The following is a 24,806-nucleotide window of genomic DNA, read 5'->3' as shown; positions in this document are numbered from 1 at the left end:
TCTCCTATACACTCTTCCTTATTAATTTATTTATTATCATATAAAAAACTTCTGTAAATTCATCTATTTTCAATAATAAACATCCTAAAACAAAAATTATTACACCTATTAAAGCATCTAACCCTATAATTATAAAGGAATTATTTATATTTATAATTTTATTTATAACATATAAAATTATAATCATAACTAAAGATACTAATGTAATTTTAAACACCTTAAAAATCATAGGTTTCAAATTGAAATCTCCTATTAATTTTCTAGTTGAATTAAATAATAATATAGCTGTAACTGCTGCTGCTATAGATGTGGCTATAGCTATACCTCCAACCCCTATATATTTAGATAATATAATGCTTAATACTATATTTACACATACTCCAATAACACCATTTATTGTAGTTATTTTAGTTTTCTGCATTGAAAATAAAGAAGAATTTAATATATCTCTTACTCCAAAAAAAGGTAATTGAATAGAATAACCTAAAAACGCTAGTGATGTAAGCATTACTGCTTCATTATTAAATGCTCCCCTTGAATAAAATACATCTACTATTTCACTTCTTAATAAAATAAATGCCATCATTATTGGAATTAAAAATAAACTTATAATTACAATAGATTTAGATAAATATTGTAAAAACCCCTTTTTATCTCCTGCATTTAATCTATTAGCCATTACTGGATACATAACTGATACTATAGAAGTTGTAATTGCTGTATTAGCAAATACTATTATTTTTTGAGAATATTCTAAAGCTGAAATACTTCCTGCTATTAATCCTGAAGCAAGATTTTTATCTACTATCATATTTAATGAATTAGCTCCTGCTCCTATAATTACAGGTAAAATAAGTATAAGCATTCTTTTTATTTTTTCATCATTTAAATCTATAAATAATTTTATTCTATATCCTTGCTTATATAAAGATGGTAGTTGAACTAAAACCCTTAATATATTTCCAAGTACATTTGCAATAGTTAACCCTAAAATACTTACATTATTAAATACTAAAAGATATATTATAATTGGTAAGTTAAAAAATAACCCAAGTATTGAAGGCATTACAAAATCTTCACAAACTTGAAGAATAGATAAGAAACAAGCATTTATACATAAGAAAAATATATTAATTAAACTTATCCTTGTCAAAAATGTAGTTGCTTGTATTTGCTCTGCATTAAATCCTGATACAAAAACCTTAACAATATTTTCTGTAAATATCATTCCTAAAATAAATATTATAATAGATAAAACCCCTAAAATTGTAATTACATTGTTAGAAAAATTAAACATATCTGCCTTGCCCTTTTTATGTTTAATCTCACTTAATATTGGAATGAATGTAGTGGATATAGCAAGGCCTACTATCATAAAAACAGAGTCTGGTATAGCAACAGCTGCACTATATATATCATAAGTTTGCCCAGCTCCAAAATGATATGCTGCTAAAATGTCACGTCCAAAACCTAAAAATCTACTTATTATTGTCATTATCATTACAATAAATGTTGCTTTAAATAGTTTTTTGCTACTCATCATTTCACCTTTTTCTCTTTAATAACTAACCATAAAAACTTAGGTATACTTCCAAGACGCTTAATTCTCCAAGGTTCTTTAGATACACGATAAAACCATTCAAGACCTATATCTATCATCCATTTAGGTGCTCTTTTAACTTTATCCCCTATAACATCAAAACTACCACCTACGCCCATAAGAATTTTTGTATCTAATACATCCATATATCTAGTTATAAAATGTTCTTGTCTTGGACAACCCATTGCTACAAAAACAACATATGGTTTTTTTGTATTTATTTCTTCTATTATTTCATTACAGCTATTTATATCAAAGAATCCATTTCTGTAGCCTACAATATTTAAATTAGGATAATTAGTTACTAGATTCGCAACACATGCCTTTAAACTATCTTCTGAAGCTCCAAGTAAATATATTCCTCTCCCCCTATTTTCACAATCTTTAATGATAGCTTTCATAAGTTCAATACCAGCTATCTTTTCCTTTACATTTTCTTTTAATATTTTAGAAGCTATTTGAGTTCCTACTCCATCAGGGATAATCAAAGCTTCTTTAGATCTAAAATTATGAAGTAATTCTTTATTATTTAAACCTGTGTATAAAACCTCAGGGTTTCCTGAAATTATATGAACTTTTTTTAATGATTCTATATAACTTAAACACTCTTTTAAACTTCTCTTGTAAACTTTGTACCCTAAAATATCAATAAAATCTTTTGACTCCATATATACTCCCTTTAATGCTATTTGCAATTAATATTTTATTAAATTTTATATAATAATTATAATAACATATTTTTCATAATAACTGAAACACTTCTTATATTATGTAAAAATAACCTATCTAAAATCTCATATCTCAGATAGGTTGCTATATTTTTATATATTATGTAATAAACTATTCTTTTATTTTTTAACTCGTACTTTTTCCACTAATTTATATAAATATTGTCCACCCTTATCGGAAGAATATCCTAAAACTGCACCACATAGTAGTGCAATAATTACTGCTTGCCAGTTTCCTCCTGTTCCAAAGGTGCAACACGAACCACAAAATGCACCTGGTATAAATTCTAATTTTTTACACTTAGCTTGTATACACATTACAAAAGAAAAAATACCTGTAAATATATATGACCAATATGACGTTTCAAACTTTGATGAACAAAGTATAATGCACATTGCCCAAAGTACTCCTGTCATATTTGCATAAATAGATTTTTTAAATCCACTAAACTCTCCACCAGATGCATAATAACTAGTACATCCTATAAATCCTACCCAAGTAATAAGACCTAGACTAACGCTTACAAACCCCCAAACTCCTGATAATATACCTACACTTATAGATACCATCGTTAACAAATCCATTGTTTTCCTCCTAAATTTAAAATTTTAATATATAAAACCTTGTTTTAAAGAAAATATGGAAACAATAAGAGTACTCTCTAAGAGTACCCTTATTATTAGTATAATTTATATGCCTTATTACAATAAAATTTAATTAGAAAACTATAGGTCTTTCCTTTTCTCCCTCTTTAAATTTTATTTCTCCTTTTGAAATACTTTCAGTTGGACAAACATTTGCACATAAATGACATCCTACACATCTATCTTTATTTAACATAGGTTTTCTATTATCTTCATCCCATTCTATTGCTTGATGTCCCCCATCATAACATGATATATAACATCTTCCGCAACCTACACATGTTTCTTCATTAAATGCTGGATATATAACATATCCTCTATCTAAATTCTCTGCTGGAATTATATTTTTAACTGCTAATCCCACCATATCTTCAAGTTTATCAAATCCTTTTTCATCCATAAAATGTGATAAACCACTTATCATATCCTCAACTATTCTATATCCATATTGCATAACTGCTGTAGTTACTTGAAGATTACTTGAGCCTAATAATATAAATTCTAAAGCATCTTCCCAAGTTTCTATACCACCTATACCGCTTATTGGGATATTTTTTAATTTTTGATTTTTTCTCAATTCATATATAAATCTCAAAGCTATTGGTTTTACAGCTTTTCCTGAATATCCTGATACTGATGATTTACCATTTATTATTGGAAGTGCTACCATATTATCAAAATCAATTTGAGTTATACTCTTTATTGTATTTATAGTTGCAAGTCCATCAGCTCCACCTTCTATTGAAGCTATAGCTGGAACTGTCATATCTCCTATATTAGGTGTCATTTTAGCTAATACTGGAATATTAGTTCCTCTCTTTACAGCTTCACAATATTTTTTAACTAATTCTGGGTTTTGTCCTACATCTGACCCCATATCATGACTAGTCATTTGAGGGCATGAAAAATTACATTCTATAATATCTGATCCTGCCTCTGTTACAAGTCTAGCAAGATCTTCCCATTCTTTTTCATTTTGTCCCATAATTGAAGCAACAACAATCTTTGTTGGATAATTCTTTTTAAGTCTTCTTAAAGCATCTAAATTCTCTTCTAATGAATGTTCTGCTATTTGTTCCATATTTTTAAATCCAACAAATGATGTAGATTCTTTTCTTAAATTAGTAAAACGTGGTGAAACTTCATTTGGTTTAAAGAATCCTATTGTTTTAAATACTACTCCTCCCCAACCAGTTTCAAATGCTTTTGCACACATTTCATAACAATTACCTACTGGTGATGATGATAGGAAAAATGGATTCTCACACTTTACTCCACAAAATTCTATTGATAAATCCTTTTTCTTCATTATTTGGCACCTTCCTTCATACTATCTGCTTTTCTTAAATAATTATCTATAGCTTCAGCAGCTTCTTTTCCTTCCTTAAGAGCAAATACAACAGTCTTATCTCCCTCTGTTATGTCTCCTGAAGCAAAAATGCCTTCTATATTTGTTTTGTAATTTTCTGTAATTATAATTCCATTATTATTAACATTTAGCTTTGCTATATTATTAACATTAGTTGGTTCTTGACCTATTGCAAAAATAATATTATCTGCTGGTAACTCTATTGTTGAATCATCAAACATTCCAACAGCTTTAAATCTTTCTACTTTTTTGCCATTCCCTAATATTTCTGCTGGCTTAAATCCAGTAAAAATAGGGATATTTAAACTTTGCAGATAATCTATGCTAGCTCTGTCTGCTGGCATCTTATCTATAGTTCTTCTATAAACTAATTTAACATCACAACCTAAAAGTTTTGCAGTTGTTGCACAATCAATTGCAACATCTCCTCCACCAATAACTATAACCTTATTTCCTAATTTATTTTTATTTAGAACTTTAACTTCACTTAATAAATCAGTTCCTTTGATTACACCTTCTAAATTAGCTCCTATAATTTCTATATCTTTACTTTTTTGCATTCCTACTGATACTAATATAGCTTTAAAACCTTCTTTTTGTAATTCTTCAATAGTTTTATCCTTTCCAATATTACAATTAGTTTTAAACTCTACGCCTAATTTTCTTATATATGAAATTTCATTTTCTATAACTTCCTTAGGTAATCTTTCTTCTGGTATTCCATAAGTTAACCATCCACCTAATTCATTTTTCCCTTCGAAAACAGTAACCTTGTAACCTAATAGTGCTAATTTAGTTGCAGCTCCTAATCCACTTGGACCTGAACCGATAATTGCAACTTTTTCTTTATTTAATTCTACTGGCTCTAAAATTTGAAGACCTAATACTTTTTCATAATCTGTTAAATATCTTTGAATCTTTGCAATTTCTATTGGTCTATCAATTCCGGATCTGCTACAAGCTCCTTCACAATACTTAGCTGTAGGACATACTCTTGCGCATATTCCTCCCAATACATTATTTTCTCTTATAGTTTCTACTGCACCCTTTAGATTTCTAAATCTTAATGATCTAATAAATCTTGCTGGATCAGTTCCTACTGGACATGCTTTTGAACATGGTGCATCATGACATAATAAACATCTTGATGATTCCTCAATAGCAAAATCTGGTGTTAACATTTTTTCGCTCATTTTTATTCCTCCCAAAAAATTCCCATTCTTTATATACCTTGTTACCCTTGATTACGTTTACTGGTAAATTATATCATGTTTTTTTGAATTAGTCTATATTACTAAAAGAAATCCCTGCTCTAATAATACAAATTTAGACTTTTGTCATCAAATCTCTATTTATTAAATTACGTTTAAATAGAAAAATAAAGGTCAGCTATACTACCAACCTTTATTAATTCACAATACTTTAATTTTCTAAACTAAGCTGTAAAATTCCTAAATTCATAGCTTTAGCTTGCTTCCTATTATTGGCTCCCCCAAATGTGAAACCAAAGAAGATTTATTTACTAAGGAATATATTGAAGATAAACAAAAAAACACTCCAGTCTGTGTATTTTTATTATTCAACTTCTATGATAGTTTCTGTTTGAAAATACATTCCTTTTACTTTTACTTTAACCTTTCCAGCTTCCCCGATAGTTCTTATCCAAAAAGCTGTAATTCCTCCTTGAATACCAAATTTACTTGGTCCTAAAATTTTAGCTGGCCCTTCTATTTGTACTTCAATAAATTCATTATTAAATTGAAGCAAATTATTCATATTATCTAAAAGTTTAATTACTACTCTTGTTGCATCATAGCTTGTCTTATTTAATGATAATTTATAATCATCTGGTATTACTTCTAATCTATTTCTTGATTTCAATTCACCTATTTCTTTTGAAATTACTTGTTCATTATTTATATAGCCTTTAATGGTTATCATATTTTCTTCTTCACCCCAACCACCAGCTAATCTAAATATTAAACCTAAAATCATAGATACACTAATTCCTGATCTATCTGCTATTTTCTTAAAGAAGTCATTATCTTTTTCTGTTAAATCTTCTAAATTCCCCTGTTTGATTTTATTTATCACAAAATTTCTTATATCACTTTTATCTTTTTCTGAAATAGGTAAATCTAAATTAACTGGTAACATATGATAAACATTTACTGGTAGATGATATAAATTAGGGTAATTTTCTATATCTGGATAATAATCATCTATAAATTCTCCATTTTTATATATTTTTACATAATCACAATTTGTTAATATAGTAAAGGGTAATATTCCACCTCCAGCTCTTTCTCCTCTACAAGCTAAAGTCAGTGGCTCTAATACAATACCATATTTAGAATCCTTTTGTGATGAGTATGAGTACGCTGCATATTTGCTATTTCTAAACATATCCATTACCCCGTGATAACAAATCTTATCCCCTGATCCAAAACAGCTATGAGTATTATAATCAAAAGCACACCAACTTATAGAACCACTTATATCCTCTGCACCTAAAGCTCTATTTACAACTCTTAAATGTCTATTTGCATGTTCTACTAATTTTGCTTCATTATCAATCATTTTTGTTGGATACATATGACCATTACTTTCAGTTACTAAATAAGGTACTTTTCGTTCTAATCCTGTTGCCTCTTTTTGTGTTATTAAAACCTTTTCTCCACCATCATGAACAAAATCATTTAAAGTATAAACATCCTCTAAAAAATCACTCTTATGAATATATCTAACTCCACCTGTTTGCCTTACTGTATCTAGTTTTTTTGCTATATAATTAGTCTTTGTATAAAAATCATGATTATCTAACGATTCATTTATTCTAACTCCCCATAATATTATAGATGGTCTATTGTAATCTCGTTTTATCATAACTTCAACATCTCTAAGAGAAATATCTTGCCATGCTTTATCTCCAATATATTGCCATCCTGGAATTTCTTCAAATACTAATAAACCAATTTCATCACATCTATCTAAAAAATGTCTTGATTGCATATAATGAGACGTTCTAACTATATTAAGACCTAATTCATATTTTAAAATATCTGCATCTTTCTTTTGGACTCTTTCTGGCATTGCATAACCTACATATGGATAAGATTGATGCCTATTTAACCCTATTAATTTAATTAAATTTCCATTTAAATAAAAACCCTCTGGTTTAAATATAGCTTCTCTAAATCCAAATTTATCACTATAAACATCTATTATATCCTTATTATCTTTTAAAGTTGCTTTTATATTATATAATTTAGGATTATCTAAATCCCATAGCTCTACACCCTTTATATCATTTATAGTAATTAAAGTCTTATTCCCCTCTTTATTATCATTTATTTTTTTATTGGCTAAAGCTACTACTCTTTCTTTATCTAATAATTCTATTAATATCTCTAATTCTTTATTTGAATTATATTTTTCTAACTCTACTTCTACTTCTAAAGTTTTTTTATCTTGTAGACAATTGTATGCTCTTGAATATATTTTATTTATATGTGTATTTTCTACAATCCTTAAGGATACTTCTCTGTATATTCCTCCATAAGTTAAATAATCTACTACATTTCCATAAGGTGGTGTGTCTTTTCTTTCTGTTGAGTCTACTACAATTACTAAAGTATTTTCCTTTTCATAATTTACATAATCTGTTATATCTACTGAAAAAGGAGTATATCCACCTTTGTGGTTAAGTAAATGCGTACCATTAAGGTAAATATCACAAGCTAACATAACTCCTTCAAAATCTAAATAAATTCTTTTGCCCTTATATCCGTAATCTATATTTAAAGTCTTAGCATAACATGATATAAACTGATAATCCTTTTCATCGAAATAATTATAAGGAAGCTCCTTGTTTGTATGTGGTAAATCAATACTTTTAAACTCTTTAAAATCAAAGTCTTTTACTAAATATTCACTTTTAAAATCTTCTTTATATAACCAATTGTTATTTATAAAAATTATTTTTCTCATAGTCTATCCCCCTTAATAAATTCGTTTATTGTTTAACATTTATATTATAAACTATAATTAACTTTTTGTTTGTTATTTGTAAAATTATACAAAAAGGTCTAAAAGAGTAATTAAAATACCCTTTTAGACCTTTAAATCTTAATGGATTATTTATTATCTTGATTTAAAATATCCTACAAATGATGCTGATAAAGTTGGATCTTCATAAATTTCTATTGAGCTTTCAAATTCTGGTTCTTTTGGAATAGCTGCAATCTTATAGGATCTACATTCTATTTTAGCTACATCCCCATCAACTTCTACAACTCTACCTATAAATTCTATATAATCGCCTGCATATACTGGTGCATGTAATCTAACATGTTCTAACTCCATACACTTTCCAAAGTTTCCATAAACTTCACACATAAGTTTTTCCGCTACATCACCTAAGATTGTAATTGAACGTGCTCCATTTACAATTCCTCCTCCATAATAAACATCTCTTGAAGACATTCTATAACGAATTTTTGTTTCATAGTTCTTTTCTGGTTTTACAAAACTCATTTTATTCCCTCCTAAAATACCCTTATTAATTCTTGGTTTAGTATTGAATCTCTCTCCACGGATTCTTAACAATACCATCTGGTTGAATACCTCTTTGAACTTCTTTTTTAACAACTAACACAACATCTGCTTCTCCTACTAACTTTGGTGTATCAAAATAAACCATATCAGTAGCTTTAGCATTTACAATCCCTGCATTTTTAGCTGAAGTTGCAACTTTAAAAGTTTGAAGTTTACATTTACGTGAAGTATTTCCAACTTTAACTAAAGTAGCTTTAAAATCTATATGATCTCCACAATAGATATCTTCATAAAATTTAACATTTGAATAACCTAAACATAGAGATTCATCTCCATCATTTAGTATCATAAGTTCTGTTTCTGCATCTCCCCACATATCAAATTGTCTTCCTAATGGAACAATTCCTCCTGGATTATTCGCATCTGCAGTAGTCATTTTATAGCTTAATACAGCTTCTTTTCTCATAAATTAAACCTCCATAAAATTCTATTTATTTTTACTAATTTAAAATTGCATATTTTAAATTATTCCTTGTTTTCTTAAATTCTCTAAATCCTTTTCATTAATGCCGAATTCTTTATAAACTTCAGTATTATGCTGACCTAATGTAGGTGCTGGCGTATCTACGCTTCCTGGAGTTTTTGATAATTTAATTGGTACACCTTGGAAATACATTTCTCCAATAAGGGGATGTTCCATATGAACCATCATTTCTCTCGCTTGAATTTGAGGATGTTCTATAGCTTCCTTCATATCTAATACAGGACCACATGGAATTCCTGCTTCTGCACATATATTTTCTATATCCTTCTTAGTTCTAACTTTTGCCCATTCTCTAACTGCATTTTGTAAATCCGGAACATAATTTTTACATCTTAAATCATTTGTTTTATATCTTTCATCTTCTAAAAGGTCAATTCTATCCATTACTTTACAGAATTTTGTCCATAATTTATCATTACCTACACCTATAGCTATATATCCATCCTTTGACATATATATATCAAATGGTGCTATTGATGGATCTATATTTCCTTGTCTTTGTGGTATTTCATTTGTCATTGTATTAGTTACAATTGAATTTTCAAGTAATGTAAATATAGTATCTAACATAGCTACATCAACAGATTGTCCAATCCCAGTTTTTTCTCTATTATATAAAGCTAAAAGTACCCCAACACACAGATATATCCCTGTAACATTATCTGCTATTGAAGGACCAACTTTAGTTGGAGGTGAATCTGGAAATCCTGTTAAATTAACCATTCCCGCCATTGATTGTGCTACTATATCATAACAAGGTCTATTAGATAATGGTCCATATTGACCAAAGCCAGATCCTGATGCATATATTATTTTAGGATTAATCTTTTTTAAAGTCTCATAATCCACTCCTAGTTTTTTTGAAACTCCACCTCTAAAATTTTCTACAACAACATCAGCATCTTTAACCATATTATAAAAAATTTCTCTTGCTTTATCTGTCTTTAAATTTAATGTTATCCCTCTTTTATTTCTATTTAAAAATGCATAGAATCCACTTTCTCCACTTTTAGTATCTATTGGTCCCCAAGTTCTACACTGATCTCCTTGTGGAGGTTCTATTTTAATTACGTCTGCCCCGTTATCTGCTAAAAGAGTTGTACAGAAAGGTCCATTATATGCATGTGTTAAATCTAATACTTTTACTCCTTGTAATGCTTTTGACATTTAATCATCTCTCCCATCATTTATTAAATCTCTTCCTTGTTATATTCTTATCTTATCTAAATAAAGATCCGCTAATAATTAACTTTTGAATTTCATTTGTTCCTTCATATATTTGTGTTATTTTAGCATCTCTAAACATTCTTTCAACATGATAATCTTTCATATAACCATATCCACCAAACATTTGTACAACCTCAGTAGTTACATGCATTGCAGCATCTGTACAACAAACCTTTGCTTTAGCTGCTGATATTCCAAATGGTTTTCCTTGTTGTTTATCTAAAGCTGCCTTATAAAGCATATATTTAGCTTGCTCTATCTCAATTTCTAACTCTGCCATTTTAAATGAAAGATGTTGGTTTTTAAATAAAGGTTTTCCAAATTGTTTTCTTTGCTTCATATAATTCTTTGCTTCTTCAAAAGCTCCTTCTGCTATACCTAAGCCTTGAGCCGCAACTCCAATTCTTCCACCATCTAGTGTTGAAAGAGCAATCTTCAAACCTTGTCCCTCTTTTCCAAGTAAATTTTCAGCTGGTACAATACAATCTTCAATTAATATTTCACTTACTTGTGCTGATCTTATTCCACATTTATTTTCTATATTCCCTATAGATATACCTGGAAAATCTTTTTCTACTATAAATGCAGATACCCCTTTTGATCCCTTTGTTTTATCTGTTATAGCCACTATTATAAATATATCTGATAATGGTGCATTAGTTATAAAAGTTTTTGTTCCATTTAAAATATAATTATCTCCATCCTTAATAGCTATAGTTTGAAGTCCACCTGCATCAGAACCTGCATTACTTTCTGTTAATCCAAAACAACCTATCTTCTTTCCTTGAAGTAAGTCCTTAAGGTATTTTTTCTTTTGTTTCTCTGTTCCATTGTAATATATAGCACCTGAACATAATGAAGTTACAACTGAATGAGCAATTCCTAATGAAGAACATACTTTTGATATTTCTTCAATAGCTATTGCATAAGATAAATAATCTCCTCCAGCTCCACCATATTCTACAGGATAAGGTATTCCTATCAATCCTATAGATGCCATTTTTTCATATATATCCATCGGAAATTCCCCTTTTTCATCATAATCAATTACTACAGGTTTTATCTCCTTTTCTGCAAAATCTTTGACTAATTGTTTAACTAATTCTTGTTCTTGTGATAAATTGAAATCCATTAACTTCTTCCTCCTCAGATATTTACAACTATAGTATCCATTTCTCTTTATTACCTAATTTTTCATATAGCCATTTGCCTGTAGATTCACATAAAACTCCTAAAACTGCTCCTAATAACATAGATGGTAAAACCCCTTGCCAATTTCCATTAGCTGCACAGGTTGTAAAACATCCCATGAATGTTCCTGGAATAAATGTAAAATACTTTATTTTTGATTGATAGCACATTGCAAAGGTTACTATACCAGTCATTACTGCTCCTGCATGAGGAAACCCTAAAAAAGATGATAATTTCAACATTATAACCGCCCAAAATATTCCACTTAAATTAGTAAAAATAGCAGTTTTAAAACCTTCTTTTTTTCCTCCTGCTGCAAAAAATGTTGTGCATCCTGCAAATCCTGCAAACCCTATAAGACCTGTTAAATCACAACCTAGTACCCAGCCACCACAAAGTATTGCTGTCATTAATGATAAAGTAAATATTTCACTCATAGCTTACCTCCTATAGTAGCTTTGGAGCTCCTCTCTTTATGAATTTACCTCTCTTATCCTCTCCTACATACTTTCCTTCTTTAGCTATAATTTCTCCCCTAGATAAAGTTAATTCCGGATAACCTTTTAACTTAAATCCTTCATAAGGTGTATAATCTACATTTTCATTTAATATATGCTTTCTAACTATTAACTCTTTATTTGGATCAAACACTACTAAATCAGCATCACTACCTACTACTATTGTTCCTTTCTTTGGATATAATCCAAAAGCTTTAGCCGCATTAGTAGATGTTACCTCAACAAATTTAGATAAACTCATATTATTTTCTAAAACACCATAAGTGTACATTAATGCCATTCTCAGCTCTACTCCTGGAGCTCCATTTGGTATTTTTGTAAAATCATTTAATCCCATTTTCTTTTGATTCATAAAAAATGGACAATGATCTGTAGCTACTACTTGTAAAGTATTTTTCTTTAAAGCATCCCACATATAAGTCCAATTATCTTTATCTCTTAATGGTGGCGACATAACATATTTAGCACCATTAAAATTTGGTTCCTTATAATTATCTGTTGATAATAATAAATATTGTGGGCAAGTTTCTCCCATTATGTTATATCCCTCTTCCCTAGCTCTCTTTATTTCATCAGCTGATTCCTTACAACTATTATGAACTATATATAATGGAGTATTACATAATTCTGACATTTTAATTGCTCTAGAAACAGCTTCAGCTTCACATAAATTTGGACGAGATAATGCATGATATAATGGTTCTGTTTTTCCTTCTGATAATAATTTTTCTGTAAGATATTTTATAACATAATAATTCTCTGCATGAACACAAGTTAAACCACCATTTTCTGAAACTTTAATTAAAGTTTTCATTAATGTTTCATCATCTATTCTCATTCCCTCATATGTCATGAATACCTTAAAACTAGAATATCCTTTATTTATTACGTCTGGAATTTCATTCATTATATTTTTATTCATATCTGTAATAACTATATGAATTCCATAATCTATACAAGCTTTATTATCTGATTTCTGTCTCCACATATTAGCAGTTTCATTTAATGTTTTTCCTTTAGGCTGAACAGCAAAATCTATAATTGTAGTTGTTCCTCCACAAGCTGCTGCTTTTGTTCCTGTTTCAAAATCATCACTTGAAAAGGTCCCTCCAAATGGCATTTCCATATGTGTATGTGGATCTATCCCCCCTGGGAAAATATATTTTCCAGTAGCATCAATAATTTCTTTAGAATCATTTTCTAAATTTTTAGCAATAGCCGATATTTTACCGTCCTTTATACCTATATCTCCCTTATAAACATCTGAAGCATTAACAATAGTACCATTCTTAATTACAACATCAAATAACTTCACAATATTCCCTCCTATTTTGAATTATTTATTTTAAGAGTTAGTTATCTATTAACTTGCTACTATCATTTATAGTTCTAATTTGTTTTTTTATGCGGATTTTATTTTCTATTTTTTAAAATTTTTATAATATTTATAAAAAATATTAATATATTATACTGTAAAAGGTTTTCAAATAAAATTTAAATTCAAAGGAGATATTGATTATGATAGATTATGTTGAAAGAATCAATGAATTAGGAAAAGAATTTCATAATGATGTAATATCATTTACTCAAAAGCTTATTCAAAATCCAAGTATAAGTTGCAATGAAAAAGGCGTAGCTGATTTATTATTAGATAAAATGACCGAACTTGGATATGATGAAGTCTTTAGAGACTCTATGGGTAATGTTGTAGGAATTGTAAAGGGCTCTTTAGAAGGTCCTACTATAATGTATAATGGACATATGGATCATGTTAGCGCTGGAGATGTTAACAACTGGGAAGGATACGATCCTTATGCAGCAACTATAGATGTTTGTGAAATAGATAATCAAGATAAAACTACTAAAGATTTAGTTGAATGTATTCATGGTCGTGCTGCTTCAGACGTTAAAGCAGGACTAGCTGCTCAAGTTTACTCCGGAGGAATTCTTGTTAAACTAAAAAAAGAAGGTTTTAAATTTAAAGGTAATTATATGTTTACAGGAGTTGTTGAAGAAGAACCAGCTGAAACAGTTGGAATGACTCACCTAATTGATAAAACCTTTGCTGAAAAAGGTTTAACTTATGATGCTATGATATCTTGCGAAGCAACTTCATTAAAATTATATTGTGGCCATAGAGGTAGAACTGAAATGTTAGCTACTGTTTTAGGTAGAACTTCTCATGGTAGTGCCCCATGGCTTGGAATTAACTCTATTTATAAATCTATTCCATTAATAAATAAATTAAAGGATGAACTTTATCCAAGTTTACCTACTGATGACAAGCTTGGTCAAGCATCTATATCATTAAATATAATTGAATGTTCTCCTGGAGCTTTATCAATTGTTCCTGATAAATGTATGCTTTCCATTGATAGAAGAACTATTCCTGGAGAAGATGCTAAACTTGCTCTAAAACAAGTTAGAGATATTATTAGTGAAATACAAAAAACTGATGCTGAATTTAAAGCTGTTGTTGAGGTTAAAGATGGAGTTCATAAATCATATACTGGAGTTGAATACACAGTTCCTAAAGATATGATGCCTTGGAAGATTGCTGAGGATCATCCATTTGTTTTAGCTGCTGCTAAAGGTTTAACAGATGTTAATCAACCTGTTAAATATGGTTATTGGGACTTTGGTACTGATGCAAGTAAAACTGCTGGAATCGATAGAAAACCAACCATCGGATATTCTCCAATGCAAGAGCAATATGCTCATACTCCATATGATAAAGTTCGTACAGACTTTATTGACAAAGCAGTTGTTGGTAATGTTTCAATTTTCTTAAATGTTGTTGAATGTCCAGCTTCAGCTTATAAACCACTTCAATGGTAATATTTAAATAATAAAACCCCAGTATAAAATTTAATATACTGGGGTTTTATTATTTTTTATTTATTCAAATATTTATCTATATTATCTATAGTAACCTTGGTGTGATGTGTTTTTACATATCTACTATCTTCTAGATATTTAATAGATTTTATATCACCTTTAGTTGCTAAGGTATAAGCAATATTGAAAATAGCATCAGCTTGCATTTTAGAATCGCTTATAACAGTTCCTATCATATCTCCATTTTTCACCGCTTCTAATGCACTTTCTATTCCATCTATTCCTACTATTAAAGGTTTTCTAATTTCATTTTCTTTATTTAAAGCATGTATAGCACCTAAAGCCATCTCATCATTATTACTAAACACAACTTCTATTTCATCTTTAAATTCACCAAGCCATTGTGTCATTTTTGCGCTTCCTTGATCACTTTGCCAATTTGCTGTGTCACTTGCTAGCTTTTCTAATTCTATACCGCTTTCCATTATAACCTTAGTACAATACTCTGTTCTTAGGGTTGTATCCTGATGACCTGGCTCTCCTTCAAGAATTACGTATTGAATTTTTCCATCTCCATTTTTATCTACATTACTAGGATTTTTTTATATTCATCTATTATTATTTCACCTTGCAACTCTCCAGATTGTTTTGCTTGTGCACCAACATAATATATATTATTCCATCTATTCATATCCTCTTCTACCAATTCTCTATTAAAGAAAATAACTGGTATATTAGCCGTTTTACATTTATCTATAATAGTTGATGCTGCTGTTCTATCTACTAAATTCACACAAATTACATCATAATTTTTATTTATAAATGTGTCCACTTGATTTCCTTGGTTTATTAAGCTTCCTTTTGCATCTACAAAATCTATAGTAACTTTAGACTCTTTGTAATTATCTTTATTTTTAGCTATATCTTCAAGATTATTTGCTATGCTAGATATAAAGGTATCCTCTTGTTTATATAATGTTACACCTATTTTTATTTCATCATCTGTTAATTTAGCCTCGTTATTACAGGAACATAAGGATGCAATAATAAAAGTTATTGGTATAATTCCTATAATTTTTTTAAATACCTTCATTCTTTATCCTCCTAAAGAATTTATTTTATCTTATAAACGGAAATAGTAACCTTTGATTTTCATCTGAATACATATTTCTACTATTAATAACAGTTGAATTTATTATTTTCTCTTCTCCCCTATTACCTTTAATTTTATCTACCGCTGTCTTTACTCCAAGATATCCAATATTAAAATCATTTTGTACTGCAACTGCATTTATAATGTCTTCTTCTAAAAATGAAATAACTTTACTTGTACTTCCTGCACCATAAATTTCAACATTTATTCCTTCCTTTTTTGAATAGCCTAAATCCTTTTTTGCTTTTCCTACTAACTCTAAAGCATCTGGGTCAAATGTTACTATTACATCAGATTTATTATTTTCTATTATATCTTTTGACTTATCATATACAGATTGATCCCCACCTTCTATATCTAATAAATCATAAGTATTTTTACTTTCTTTTATAGTATCAATAAACCCCTTATATCTTTCCATTATGCTACTACATTGTAGATCTTTTTTCATAACCGTTACTCTACTTCTTGTATTTCCTCTTTGAATTAATTCCTCCGCAAGACTTTTCCCAAGCTTATAGTTATCACATGAAATATAAGGAATTTCTTTATCTGAATATATGGTTGATTCTATTAATATAACTGGTATATCTTTAATGGTATTTTCTATAGCTTCCTTCATTTTTTCATAATCTACTGGTGATATAATTATAGCATCAGCTCCTTCTGTAGCTTCTCTTTCAATTAAATCCTTTTGTTCATTTAAATTATTTTCATCTGTTAATGTTATAAATCTTATATTAGTGTTCATTTCTGACGCTGCTTGCTCCATCCCTTGCTTCATTATCATCCAACTTTCACTATTCTTTCCACGTACTATAATTGAAATATTATATCCTTCTACATCCTTACCTTTAAACAATATTCCACTTATAAAAAATAATAAAGATAACATAAGTAATAAAAATATAATTATAAGAATTTGTTTCTTTTTTCTTTTCACTTTATTTCATTCTCCGTTCCTTCATTATTATAAAAATCTATATATGGTATATGGATTCTAATAGTGGTTCCTTCATCTAATTCACTATAAATTTCAAGCCCATAATTTTCACCAAAATATAATTGAATTCTTTCGTGAACATTTTTAAGTCCTATTCCTGATCCTTTACCTTTTTCTTTACAATAATTTGTTAAAAGACTTTCTGAAACTTCTTCTAACATCCCAAGACCATTATCTATAACATCTATATATACATCTTCTTTTTTCTTGTAAGCTTTTATTAGAATTTCACCTTCTCCAGTCATAAATTCCATTCCATGATAAATAGCATTTTCAATTAAAGGTTGTACTATTAACTTAATGCTAGTACAATTCAAAACATCATCTTCTGCTTCTATATTATAACTAAATTTATTTTTATACCTTATCTTTTGAATTGTTAAATAGTTACGTGCGTGTTCAAGTTCATTTCTTACAGTTATTATATTTTTCCCTTTACTTAAGCTAATTCTAAAAAATCTTGCCAAAGCTGTTACCATAGTAATAGCCCCTTCATAATTCTCATTTTCTATCATCCATATGATAGAATCCAAGGTATTATATAAAAAATGTGGATTTATTTGTGCCTGTAACGCATTAAGTTCGCTTTTCCTTTTTGATTCTTGTTCAATAACTATATTATCCATAAGAATATGCATTTGAGTTACCAAAGATTTAATAGCTTTACCAAGATGCTTTACCTCATAAGACCCACTAATAGAAATATCTACATCCCTAATATCATCTTCTAATCTTTTAACTGAATTCTCTAAAGCTTTTATAGGATTTGCTATACGTGATGAAACAAGCATATTAACAAAGGTTAATAAAAATATAGCAAATATTATTATAAATACTAAAAATACTCTTATTTCGTAATAATCAGAAGTAATATCTGACATGGGGGTTATTCCTACTATTTTCCACCCAGTATATCCAACTGTCTTTACTGTAACTAATCTCTCATCACCATTAAACTTTTCTATATGCGTCCCGTCTTCATAAGTTGCTGCTATATTGTTATTTTCTTCTATTAAGTCTGAATAAAGTAATTGTTGTCTTGGATGATATATAACTTCACCATCTCTATTTATCAGATATACATATCCATTTTTACTTATATTTATATTTTTGCAAATCTGCTCAATTCCACTAAAATTCATATCTACAAGCAAAACCCCTTGGCTAGTTTTCCCATCAATAGTAAGCTCTACAGATCTACTAAGAGATACTACCCATCTATATTTATAATTTGGCTCTACAAATAAATTTTGAACATGTGGAGTTGAAAAATGTAAATTCTCTTTTTTATTTACTGCACTAGAAAACCATTCAGTATCTCTAGGTTCAATACTTTCTTTTAGTTGTGTTAAAGGATAAGATGCTAACACTTCAGCATATTCTGAAAATAAACATATACTAATTAAAGAATCTTTATTTTCTTCATATAATAAATCCATTTCACTACTGATGTCTTCTACTTGTAAATCTTTCTTTTTTATTGCCTTATAATAAATCGTATCTGAAACCTTCATCATTTTTCTTAAATAACTATCTAAGTTTAAATTTACTTGTTCTAAAATAATTTTATTGTTTTCAGATATCATCTCTTCTGTTGAATTTACAAATCTTAAATAAAATGCCCCGCCTACAATTATCATTCCAATCATAGCAATTACAGTAAATGAAATTGATATAATATACTGAATACTTATATGTTTATAAAAGTTACTTATGATTTTCATTCTATATTTTAAAAATTTAAGCATAATAAACCCACTCAATTCTTTCTATATTTTGAGGGTGATACCCCAAAATTTCTTTTAAAGACATAGCTAAAATAATTAGCTTGTGAATATCCTACCTTAGTGGCTATTACATGGGTTTTATCATCAGTTGTATTTAAAAGTTTAATTGCTTCTTCTAATCTTATATTGGTTAGATAATTTACAAAACTAGTTCCTGTTTCCTTTTTAAAAACAGTAGAAAAATAAGTTGGGCTAACATGTAATTTTGAACATAGTTTTTCTACAGATAATTCGCAATCATCATAGTTTAAGCTTATATAGTTTCTAGCTTCTTCTATAAGTAACTTTGATGAATTTATACGTTTCTTTTTTATAAGAACATTTATTTTTTGTGTATTCTCTATAAGCCATCTTTTCATTTCCTTTAATGAATTAAAGGTTTCTAAATAACTATAACAATTGAAATTTTCTCCAAATATTTCGTTTACATCTAAATTATATGCTTGTACTAATTTCAATAAAGATATAACTACTTCAATTAAATAAATTCTATATTCATTAACCGGTAATAAAGAATTTTCTATTTTCTTGAATATTCCATCTATTATACCTGCAATTTCATCTTTTGATGAAACTTTAATAGCATTTAGTATTAATCGTTCTTCTTCCTCTTCAAACTCTAAGTGAATAGAACTATCTGGTTCCACATCATCAATATAAATAGCTTTTCCTGTACCTAATACTAATCTATATCCTAATGCATCTTTTGCTGTCCTATAAGAAAATCTTATATTTTTAAAATCGTCATATATATGTCCAATTCCTGCTGAAATACTAATATTCATAATTCGTTTAAAACTCATGCAAATTTCATTTATTCCTTTAATAAAATATGTAATATCTTCTTTTTTTTCAAGACTTGTTATAATTACTACCATATCTGAATACGGAAAACTAATAAATTTACAATAGTTCTTTAAGTCATCATCAACTAACTTTTTTATAGAAATAGTTATTAAAGCAGTTTCTTCTCTTAAAGGATTATCATTCACTTCTTTCAAAGTAGAAATATCATCTAAATGTATAAGAGCTACTGATATATTTTTTGATATAAAATCTAACCCTAACTTTCTATATTCTTCATTCCATTGATTTTCACTTATCCGACCTTCTAAAACCCCTACTAAAAATTGTTCTCTAATAACTGGCAAACTTTCTTCATAATGTTTTTTTAATATCTCTACATTTCTTTTTTCGTCATACTCATTATCTAATTGCTTTTTTACCTTTTTTAAACTTTCTGTTAATTCAATTGAATTAACAGGTTTTAAAATATACTCTATTACGTTTATTTTTATAGCTTTATGAGCATATTCAAAATCATCTGCTCCTGAAAATATTATAATTTTTGTAGATGGCATTAATACTGAAAGTCTCTTGCCTAACTCAAGCCCATCCATAAAAGGCATTGCTATATCTGTAATTACAATATCAGGCTGTAATTTTTCTGCTTTTTCAAGAGCATCTTGTCCATTTTCAGCATCACCTACTACTAGAAATCCATTTTCCTCCCAATTAATTTTTTTTATTATCCCATGTCTCACATCTTCTTCATCGTCTACAACCAGTACTCTATATAAGCTCATTTGTAATCCTCCTATTTGTAAAAATGAGTTTATAACTAATAATAATTTTTATTTATTATTTTAATCTTTGGTGTATGGAAATGATTATTTTAACCTTGTTATACCATATTGATTATACTTTTTATTACTTATATTATATAATATACCATAATAAAAAAGAATAGATAATCTACTTTTAGATTACCTATTCTTTAAATATTCTTTATTTAATTTTATAATAGTACTCCGAAAACAATTGACACTGCTAAAGCAACTAATAATGCCCCAATTATATAATCCATGGTTTTAACTGATACATTTATACGACCATATAAAGTATCTCTAACTGTCTTTTTATTATTTTCACAATTATTATCCATATTATTTCTCCAAAGAAATTATTTCTTAGCTATATATTTTCTTACATCAAGAGATACTGCAACTATTATAATTAGACCTCTTATTATATATTGCCAATAAGCATTTACTCCTATAAAGTTTAATCCATAATTGATTACTTGAAGTAAAACAGTACCGATTAATACTCCTGGAATAGTTCCTACACCACCTGTAAATGATACACCACCAACAACACAAGCAGATATTGCATCAAGTTCATAGTTAAAACCTGTAGCTGTTGTTGTAGAACCTGCTCTAGCAGCCTCTAAGAATCCTGCTAGTCCATAAAGAACTCCTGAAATTACAAATATTATCATAATGTTTTTAACAAGGTTTACACCTGAAACTGCTGCTGCTTCTGGATTTCCACCTATTGCAAACATATTTTTACCAAGTTTAGTTTTATTCCATATAAACCACATAATTAGTGCAACTATTGCAAGGTAGAATATTAAATAAGGAATTTGTACACTTCCTAATTTTAAAGATCCTGTTACAAAATTTGTATAACGTGCATCAAGGTTTGCAACTGGTTGAGCACCTAGTGGTGGTCTATCTATATAAAGACAAGATACACCATATGCAATAAGCTGAGTACCTAAAGTAATTATAAATGCATGCACCTTGAGCTTGGCTACCCCAAATCCATTAATTGCTCCAAATATTGCACCTATAATAACAGCCCCTATAAGTGGAATTATTAAAGGTAATTCTGGAAGATTTGGATACATTCTTGACGCATAAGTTGATGACTGCAATAATGATGCTGATACTATCGCAGTAAGACCTAAGATACGTCCTGCTGAAAGGTCAGTTCCTTGTAATACTATAAGCCCTGCTACTCCAAGAGCTAATATACCACGTGTAGATGCTTGACTTAATATGTTCGTAAAATTCTTTAATGAAAGAAATCCTGGCTCCTTTACAACAAAGAATATAATCATCATAAATAAAACAATATATAATGCATAGTTTAACAAAAAGTCCTCTATTTTTTTCTTATCAAATTTGGTATTTTCCATAAGTTCCACCCCGCTCTAAATATATTTTGCTGCCATAGCCATAATATCTTCTTGTGTCAATTCATTTGTATTTTCACAACCTGCAACTCTTCCATTAGACATAACAAGTATTCTATCACAAATTCCTATTAATTCTGGCATTTCAGATGATACAACAATAACACCTTTTCCTTTTTTAGCCAAATCAATTATTAATTGATATATTTCATATTTTGCTCCAACATCTATTCCTCTTGTAGGTTCATCAAGAAGAAGAATTTCTGGATTAGTCAATAGCCATCTTCCAATAATAACCTTTTGTTGGTTACCACCTGATAAAGTTCTTATTGCAGTTTTTTGACTTGGCGTTTTAACTTTCATACTATCTATAGTCCATTTAGTATCTTCTGTCATTTTTTTATTATTTAATACACCAAACTTACTATATCCATCTATATTAGCAATAACAGTATTAAACTTTATTGATAATTGACCAAATATACCTGTTGCTCTACGTTCTTCTGTTAATAAAGCAAATCCATTTTCAATAGCTTTTTGTGAAGTAGTATTTTTCACTAATTTACCATGTAAGTAAATTTCACCTTCACTATGATGAGCTATTCCAAATATCGTTTCTAAAAGTTCTGTTCTTTTAGATCCAACAAGTCCTGCTACTCCTAAAATTTCTCCCTTTCTTAATTCAAAAGAAACATTTTGAATTGAAGGTTGATATAATCCAGTTAAATTATTAACTTTTAATATTACATCTTCAGGTTTATTTGTTTTAGGTGGAAAACGGTTTGTTAAATCACGTCCAACCATAAGCTTTATAATCTTATCTGTTGTAAGATTTTTAGCATCTATAGTATCTATCCACTGACCATCACGCATTATTGTAACGTCATCAGATATTTGAAGTATTTCTTCCATTTTATGCGAAATATATATTATTCCACATCCTCTATCTCTAAGTTTATTTATTATTTTAAAAAGATGATTAACTTCTTCTTGAGTTAATGATGATGTTGGTTCGTCAAGAACTAGTATTTTAGCATTATAAGATACTGCTTTTGCTATTTCTACCATTTGTCTTTGCGAAACAGATAATTTTGCCATCTTTGTCTTTGGATTTACATCTATCTCTAATTCATCAAAAACCTTTTTAGTTTCATCAAACATTTTTTTCGAATTAACTATGCCTCCATTACCTGGATATCTTCCAAGCCATATATTATCCATAACATCTCTTTGCAAAACTTGATTTAACTCTTGATGTACCATGGCTACTCCATTTTCCATAGCCTGCTTTGGATTAGAAAAATTTATTTTCTTTCCTTCAATAAATATGTCACCACTATCTTCAATATATACTCCAAATAAACATTTCATTAGAGTTGATTTTCCAGCTCCATTTTCACCCATAAGAGCATGTACAGTTCCTGGTCTTACTTTTAGTTTAGCTCCATCTAGCGCCTTTACTCCCGGGAAATTTTTACATATATCAATCATTTCAAGAACGTATTTTGTGTCTCCCATAGCTTCCTTCACCACTTTTCTATTTATTTATAAACTGCATAGCAATTTATAAATTGCTATGCAGTTAAATTAATTACTTTTTGATATATTCTTGGTATGGAATACGAATTGCTACTCCAGTGTCGTCAAACTTATATTCTGTTCCTTCATTAGCCTTTTTACCATCTACTAAGTTCATTCCACATTCATAAAGAGCTTTAGCCATAGCAGGAGCATCTTGAAGAACTGATCCTGTCATTTGACCTTTAGCTATTAAATCTTGTGCTGCTGATGTTGCATCAACTCCAACTACTGGGATTGTCTTTGCTGCATCTCCATTGTTATAACCTTGAGCTTGTAAAGCTGCAATAGCTCCTTGAGCCATACCATCATTGTTAGCAATTACTACTTCTATCTTTTCACCATCTTTTGCAAACCATGCTTCCATAGCATTTTGAGCTAAAGCTTGATCCCAGTTACAAACTTGATTAGCAAGTTCTTCAGTTTCAATTCCCTTATCATTTATAGTTGAAACTGAGAATTTAGTTCTTGCAACTGCTTCTGGATTATCTGGTTCTCCTTTTAGCATTACATATTGCATTTTTCCATCGCCATTTTTATCAATAGCTTTTTGATCCTTTGCCCATAAATCTGCAAGAATTTTTCCTTGTAATTCTCCAGCTTCTTTTGCATTTGTTCCTACAAATACAGATTTATCATAAGATTTTATAGCATCTGTTGTACTTGGTTCTCTATTAAATAGAACTACTGGAACTTCTGAACCCTTTATTTTATCAACAACGGTTTGAGCTGCCCCTGTATCAACTAAATTTACTAATAAAAGATCTACATCCTTTTGAAGTAATGTATCTATACTATCATTTTGAGTAGCTTGGTCACCTTTTCCATCATAAAAAGTAAATTCAACTTTATCTGAATTTTCTTTTTGAAGTTCCTCTAAGCTTTGTCTTACTGTTGAAATATAAGTATCATCAAATTTGTATAAACATACACCTACTTTAACCTTGTCTCCTGATGCTGTTTTGTCACCACCTTCTGTTTTAGAACCACATGCTGTTAATGAAGCTGCCACCATAACAGTAGCCATAGCCATTACTAATAATTTTTTTATCTTTTTCATTTTAATCCTCCCCTTTACAGTAAAT

Annotated in this window: 22 protein-coding genes; 1 reads left to right on the top strand and 21 read right to left on the bottom strand. The window is 29.0% G+C overall.

All coding sequences use genetic code 11. The features are described 5' to 3' along the window. Positions 1-4: 4 nt before the first annotated feature. The 12 genes from murJ to hydA form a co-directional block, all read right to left on the bottom strand. Positions 5-1,540 (bottom strand): murein biosynthesis integral membrane protein MurJ, encoded by a 1,536-nt coding sequence (murJ, locus tag BTM21_RS04760; protein WP_096145357.1) that lies wholly within the window; start codon positions 1,538-1,540, stop codon positions 5-7. Next, positions 1,540-2,268 carry a WecB/TagA/CpsF family glycosyltransferase gene (locus tag BTM21_RS04755; protein ID WP_021875852.1) on the bottom strand — a complete coding sequence of 243 codons (729 nt, stop codon included), beginning with the start codon at positions 2,266-2,268 and terminating at the stop codon, positions 1,540-1,542. Before BTM21_RS04755 ends, murJ begins: the two co-directional genes overlap by 1 nt. A gap of 180 nt (positions 2,269-2,448) precedes the next feature. Next, the gene (locus tag BTM21_RS04750; RefSeq protein WP_079481416.1) at positions 2,449-2,913 is read right to left on the bottom strand and encodes a DUF1097 domain-containing protein; all 465 of its coding nucleotides are present in this window, start codon (positions 2,911-2,913) and stop codon (positions 2,449-2,451) included. A gap of 133 nt (positions 2,914-3,046) precedes the next feature. Further along, the gene (gene preA, locus BTM21_RS04745) at positions 3,047-4,282 is read right to left on the bottom strand and encodes an NAD-dependent dihydropyrimidine dehydrogenase subunit PreA (RefSeq protein WP_021875854.1); all 1,236 of its coding nucleotides are present in this window, start codon (positions 4,280-4,282) and stop codon (positions 3,047-3,049) included. Continuing rightward, complete coding sequence (locus tag BTM21_RS04740; RefSeq protein WP_079481417.1) at positions 4,282-5,535, bottom strand: FAD-dependent oxidoreductase; 1,254 nt, start codon at positions 5,533-5,535, stop codon at positions 4,282-4,284. The genes preA and BTM21_RS04740 overlap by 1 nt, the downstream gene beginning before the upstream one ends. Positions 5,536-5,917: 382 nt before the next feature. Next, positions 5,918-8,332, bottom strand: a complete 2,415-nt coding sequence (locus BTM21_RS04735) for a glycoside hydrolase family 2 protein (protein WP_096145356.1) — start codon at positions 8,330-8,332, stop codon at positions 5,918-5,920. A 153-nt stretch (positions 8,333-8,485) separates the two neighbouring features. Next, positions 8,486-8,878 carry a hotdog fold domain-containing protein gene (locus BTM21_RS04730; RefSeq protein WP_079481418.1) on the bottom strand — a complete coding sequence of 131 codons (393 nt, stop codon included), beginning with the start codon at positions 8,876-8,878 and terminating at the stop codon, positions 8,486-8,488. 37 nt (positions 8,879-8,915) lie between these two features. After that, on the bottom strand, positions 8,916-9,365 hold the full coding sequence (locus tag BTM21_RS04725; protein WP_021875859.1) for a hypothetical protein: 450 nt from the start codon (positions 9,363-9,365) through the stop codon (positions 8,916-8,918). Between the two features lie 54 nt (positions 9,366-9,419). Beyond that, entirely contained in the window at positions 9,420-10,610 is a 1,191-nt protein-coding gene (locus tag BTM21_RS04720) for a CaiB/BaiF CoA transferase family protein (protein WP_021875860.1), read from the bottom strand. Positions 10,611-10,662: 52 nt separating this feature from the next. Continuing rightward, the gene (locus BTM21_RS04715; RefSeq protein ID WP_021875861.1) at positions 10,663-11,802 is read right to left on the bottom strand and encodes an acyl-CoA dehydrogenase family protein; all 1,140 of its coding nucleotides are present in this window, start codon (positions 11,800-11,802) and stop codon (positions 10,663-10,665) included. A 28-nt stretch (positions 11,803-11,830) separates the two neighbouring features. Next, positions 11,831-12,298: a DUF1097 domain-containing protein gene (locus BTM21_RS04710; protein WP_021875862.1), complete on the bottom strand. Its 468-nt coding sequence runs from the start codon at positions 12,296-12,298 to the stop codon at positions 11,831-11,833. Between the two features lie 10 nt (positions 12,299-12,308). Then, positions 12,309-13,694: a dihydropyrimidinase gene (gene hydA, locus BTM21_RS04705; protein WP_021875863.1), complete on the bottom strand. Its 1,386-nt coding sequence runs from the start codon at positions 13,692-13,694 to the stop codon at positions 12,309-12,311. Between the two features lie 203 nt (positions 13,695-13,897). On the opposite strand from hydA, the gene BTM21_RS04700 reads away from it, so the two are divergent. Continuing rightward, positions 13,898-15,217, top strand: a complete 1,320-nt coding sequence (locus BTM21_RS04700) for a M20/M25/M40 family metallo-hydrolase (RefSeq protein ID WP_021875864.1) — start codon at positions 13,898-13,900, stop codon at positions 15,215-15,217. A gap of 56 nt (positions 15,218-15,273) precedes the next feature. Here the strand turns inward: BTM21_RS04700 and BTM21_RS14080 are convergent, their stop codons facing one another. The 9 genes from BTM21_RS14080 to BTM21_RS04665 form a co-directional block, all read right to left on the bottom strand. Next, positions 15,274-15,768, bottom strand: a complete 495-nt coding sequence (locus tag BTM21_RS14080; RefSeq protein WP_278336959.1) for a substrate-binding domain-containing protein — start codon at positions 15,766-15,768, stop codon at positions 15,274-15,276. A 32-nt stretch (positions 15,769-15,800) separates the two neighbouring features. Continuing rightward, complete coding sequence (locus BTM21_RS14075) at positions 15,801-16,310, bottom strand: substrate-binding domain-containing protein (protein ID WP_278336957.1); 510 nt, start codon at positions 16,308-16,310, stop codon at positions 15,801-15,803. Between the two features lie 25 nt (positions 16,311-16,335). Beyond that, complete coding sequence (locus BTM21_RS04690; RefSeq protein WP_079481419.1) at positions 16,336-17,313, bottom strand: substrate-binding domain-containing protein; 978 nt, start codon at positions 17,311-17,313, stop codon at positions 16,336-16,338. Further along, positions 17,310-19,121, bottom strand: a complete 1,812-nt coding sequence (locus tag BTM21_RS04685; protein WP_079481420.1) for a cache domain-containing sensor histidine kinase — start codon at positions 19,119-19,121, stop codon at positions 17,310-17,312. Before BTM21_RS04685 ends, BTM21_RS04690 begins: the two co-directional genes overlap by 4 nt. Before the next feature lie 11 nt (positions 19,122-19,132). Next, entirely contained in the window at positions 19,133-20,746 is a 1,614-nt protein-coding gene (locus BTM21_RS04680) for a response regulator (RefSeq protein WP_079481421.1), read from the bottom strand. Positions 20,747-20,958: 212 nt separating this feature from the next. Further along, positions 20,959-21,105, bottom strand: coding sequence for a hypothetical protein (locus tag BTM21_RS13765; protein ID WP_021875869.1), 147 nt, complete (start codon positions 21,103-21,105; stop codon positions 20,959-20,961). An 18-nt stretch (positions 21,106-21,123) separates the two neighbouring features. Continuing rightward, positions 21,124-22,146 (bottom strand): galactose/methyl galactoside ABC transporter permease MglC, encoded by a 1,023-nt coding sequence (gene mglC / locus BTM21_RS04675; protein ID WP_079481422.1) that lies wholly within the window; start codon positions 22,144-22,146, stop codon positions 21,124-21,126. Between the two features lie 15 nt (positions 22,147-22,161). Continuing rightward, entirely contained in the window at positions 22,162-23,661 is a 1,500-nt protein-coding gene (mglA, locus tag BTM21_RS04670) for a galactose/methyl galactoside ABC transporter ATP-binding protein MglA (RefSeq protein ID WP_079481423.1), read from the bottom strand. A 73-nt stretch (positions 23,662-23,734) separates the two neighbouring features. Beyond that, positions 23,735-24,781 (bottom strand): galactose ABC transporter substrate-binding protein, encoded by a 1,047-nt coding sequence (locus BTM21_RS04665; RefSeq protein WP_021875872.1) that lies wholly within the window; start codon positions 24,779-24,781, stop codon positions 23,735-23,737. Positions 24,782-24,806: the final 25 nt, after the last annotated feature.

Source organism: Clostridium chauvoei, assembly GCF_002327185.1.
Classification (GTDB): Bacteria; Bacillota; Clostridia; order Clostridiales; family Clostridiaceae; genus Clostridium; species Clostridium chauvoei.
The sequence above is the reverse complement of the archived record's forward strand: the minus strand, read 5'-3'. Positions and strand labels throughout refer to the sequence as shown.

Coding starts and splice junctions, on each gene's coding strand:
- murJ (WP_096145357.1), bottom strand. CDS start 1,540: ATGAGTAGCAAAAAACTATTTAAAGCAACATTTATTGTAATGATAATG.
- BTM21_RS04755 (WP_021875852.1), bottom strand. CDS start 2,268: ATGGAGTCAAAAGATTTTATTGATATTTTAGGGTACAAAGTTTACAAG.
- BTM21_RS04750 (WP_079481416.1), bottom strand. CDS start 2,913: ATGGATTTGTTAACGATGGTATCTATAAGTGTAGGTATATTATCAGGA.
- preA (WP_021875854.1), bottom strand. CDS start 4,282: ATGAAGAAAAAGGATTTATCAATAGAATTTTGTGGAGTAAAGTGTGAG.
- BTM21_RS04740 (WP_079481417.1), bottom strand. CDS start 5,535: ATGAGCGAAAAAATGTTAACACCAGATTTTGCTATTGAGGAATCATCA.
- BTM21_RS04735 (WP_096145356.1), bottom strand. CDS start 8,332: ATGAGAAAAATAATTTTTATAAATAACAATTGGTTATATAAAGAAGAT.
- BTM21_RS04730 (WP_079481418.1), bottom strand. CDS start 8,878: ATGAGTTTTGTAAAACCAGAAAAGAACTATGAAACAAAAATTCGTTAT.
- BTM21_RS04725 (WP_021875859.1), bottom strand. CDS start 9,365: ATGAGAAAAGAAGCTGTATTAAGCTATAAAATGACTACTGCAGATGCG.
- BTM21_RS04720 (WP_021875860.1), bottom strand. CDS start 10,610: ATGTCAAAAGCATTACAAGGAGTAAAAGTATTAGATTTAACACATGCA.
- BTM21_RS04715 (WP_021875861.1), bottom strand. CDS start 11,802: ATGGATTTCAATTTATCACAAGAACAAGAATTAGTTAAACAATTAGTC.
- BTM21_RS04710 (WP_021875862.1), bottom strand. CDS start 12,298: ATGAGTGAAATATTTACTTTATCATTAATGACAGCAATACTTTGTGGT.
- BTM21_RS04700 (WP_021875864.1), top strand. CDS start 13,898: ATGATAGATTATGTTGAAAGAATCAATGAATTAGGAAAAGAATTTCAT.
- BTM21_RS14075 (WP_278336957.1), bottom strand. CDS start 16,310: ATGAAGGTATTTAAAAAAATTATAGGAATTATACCAATAACTTTTATT.
- BTM21_RS04685 (WP_079481420.1), bottom strand. CDS start 19,121: ATGCTTAAATTTTTAAAATATAGAATGAAAATCATAAGTAACTTTTAT.
- BTM21_RS04680 (WP_079481421.1), bottom strand. CDS start 20,746: ATGAGCTTATATAGAGTACTGGTTGTAGACGATGAAGAAGATGTGAGA.
- BTM21_RS13765 (WP_021875869.1), bottom strand. CDS start 21,105: ATGGATAATAATTGTGAAAATAATAAAAAGACAGTTAGAGATACTTTA.
- mglC (WP_079481422.1), bottom strand. CDS start 22,146: ATGGAAAATACCAAATTTGATAAGAAAAAAATAGAGGACTTTTTGTTA.
- mglA (WP_079481423.1), bottom strand. CDS start 23,661: ATGGGAGACACAAAATACGTTCTTGAAATGATTGATATATGTAAAAAT.
- BTM21_RS04665 (WP_021875872.1), bottom strand. CDS start 24,781: ATGAAAAAGATAAAAAAATTATTAGTAATGGCTATGGCTACTGTTATG.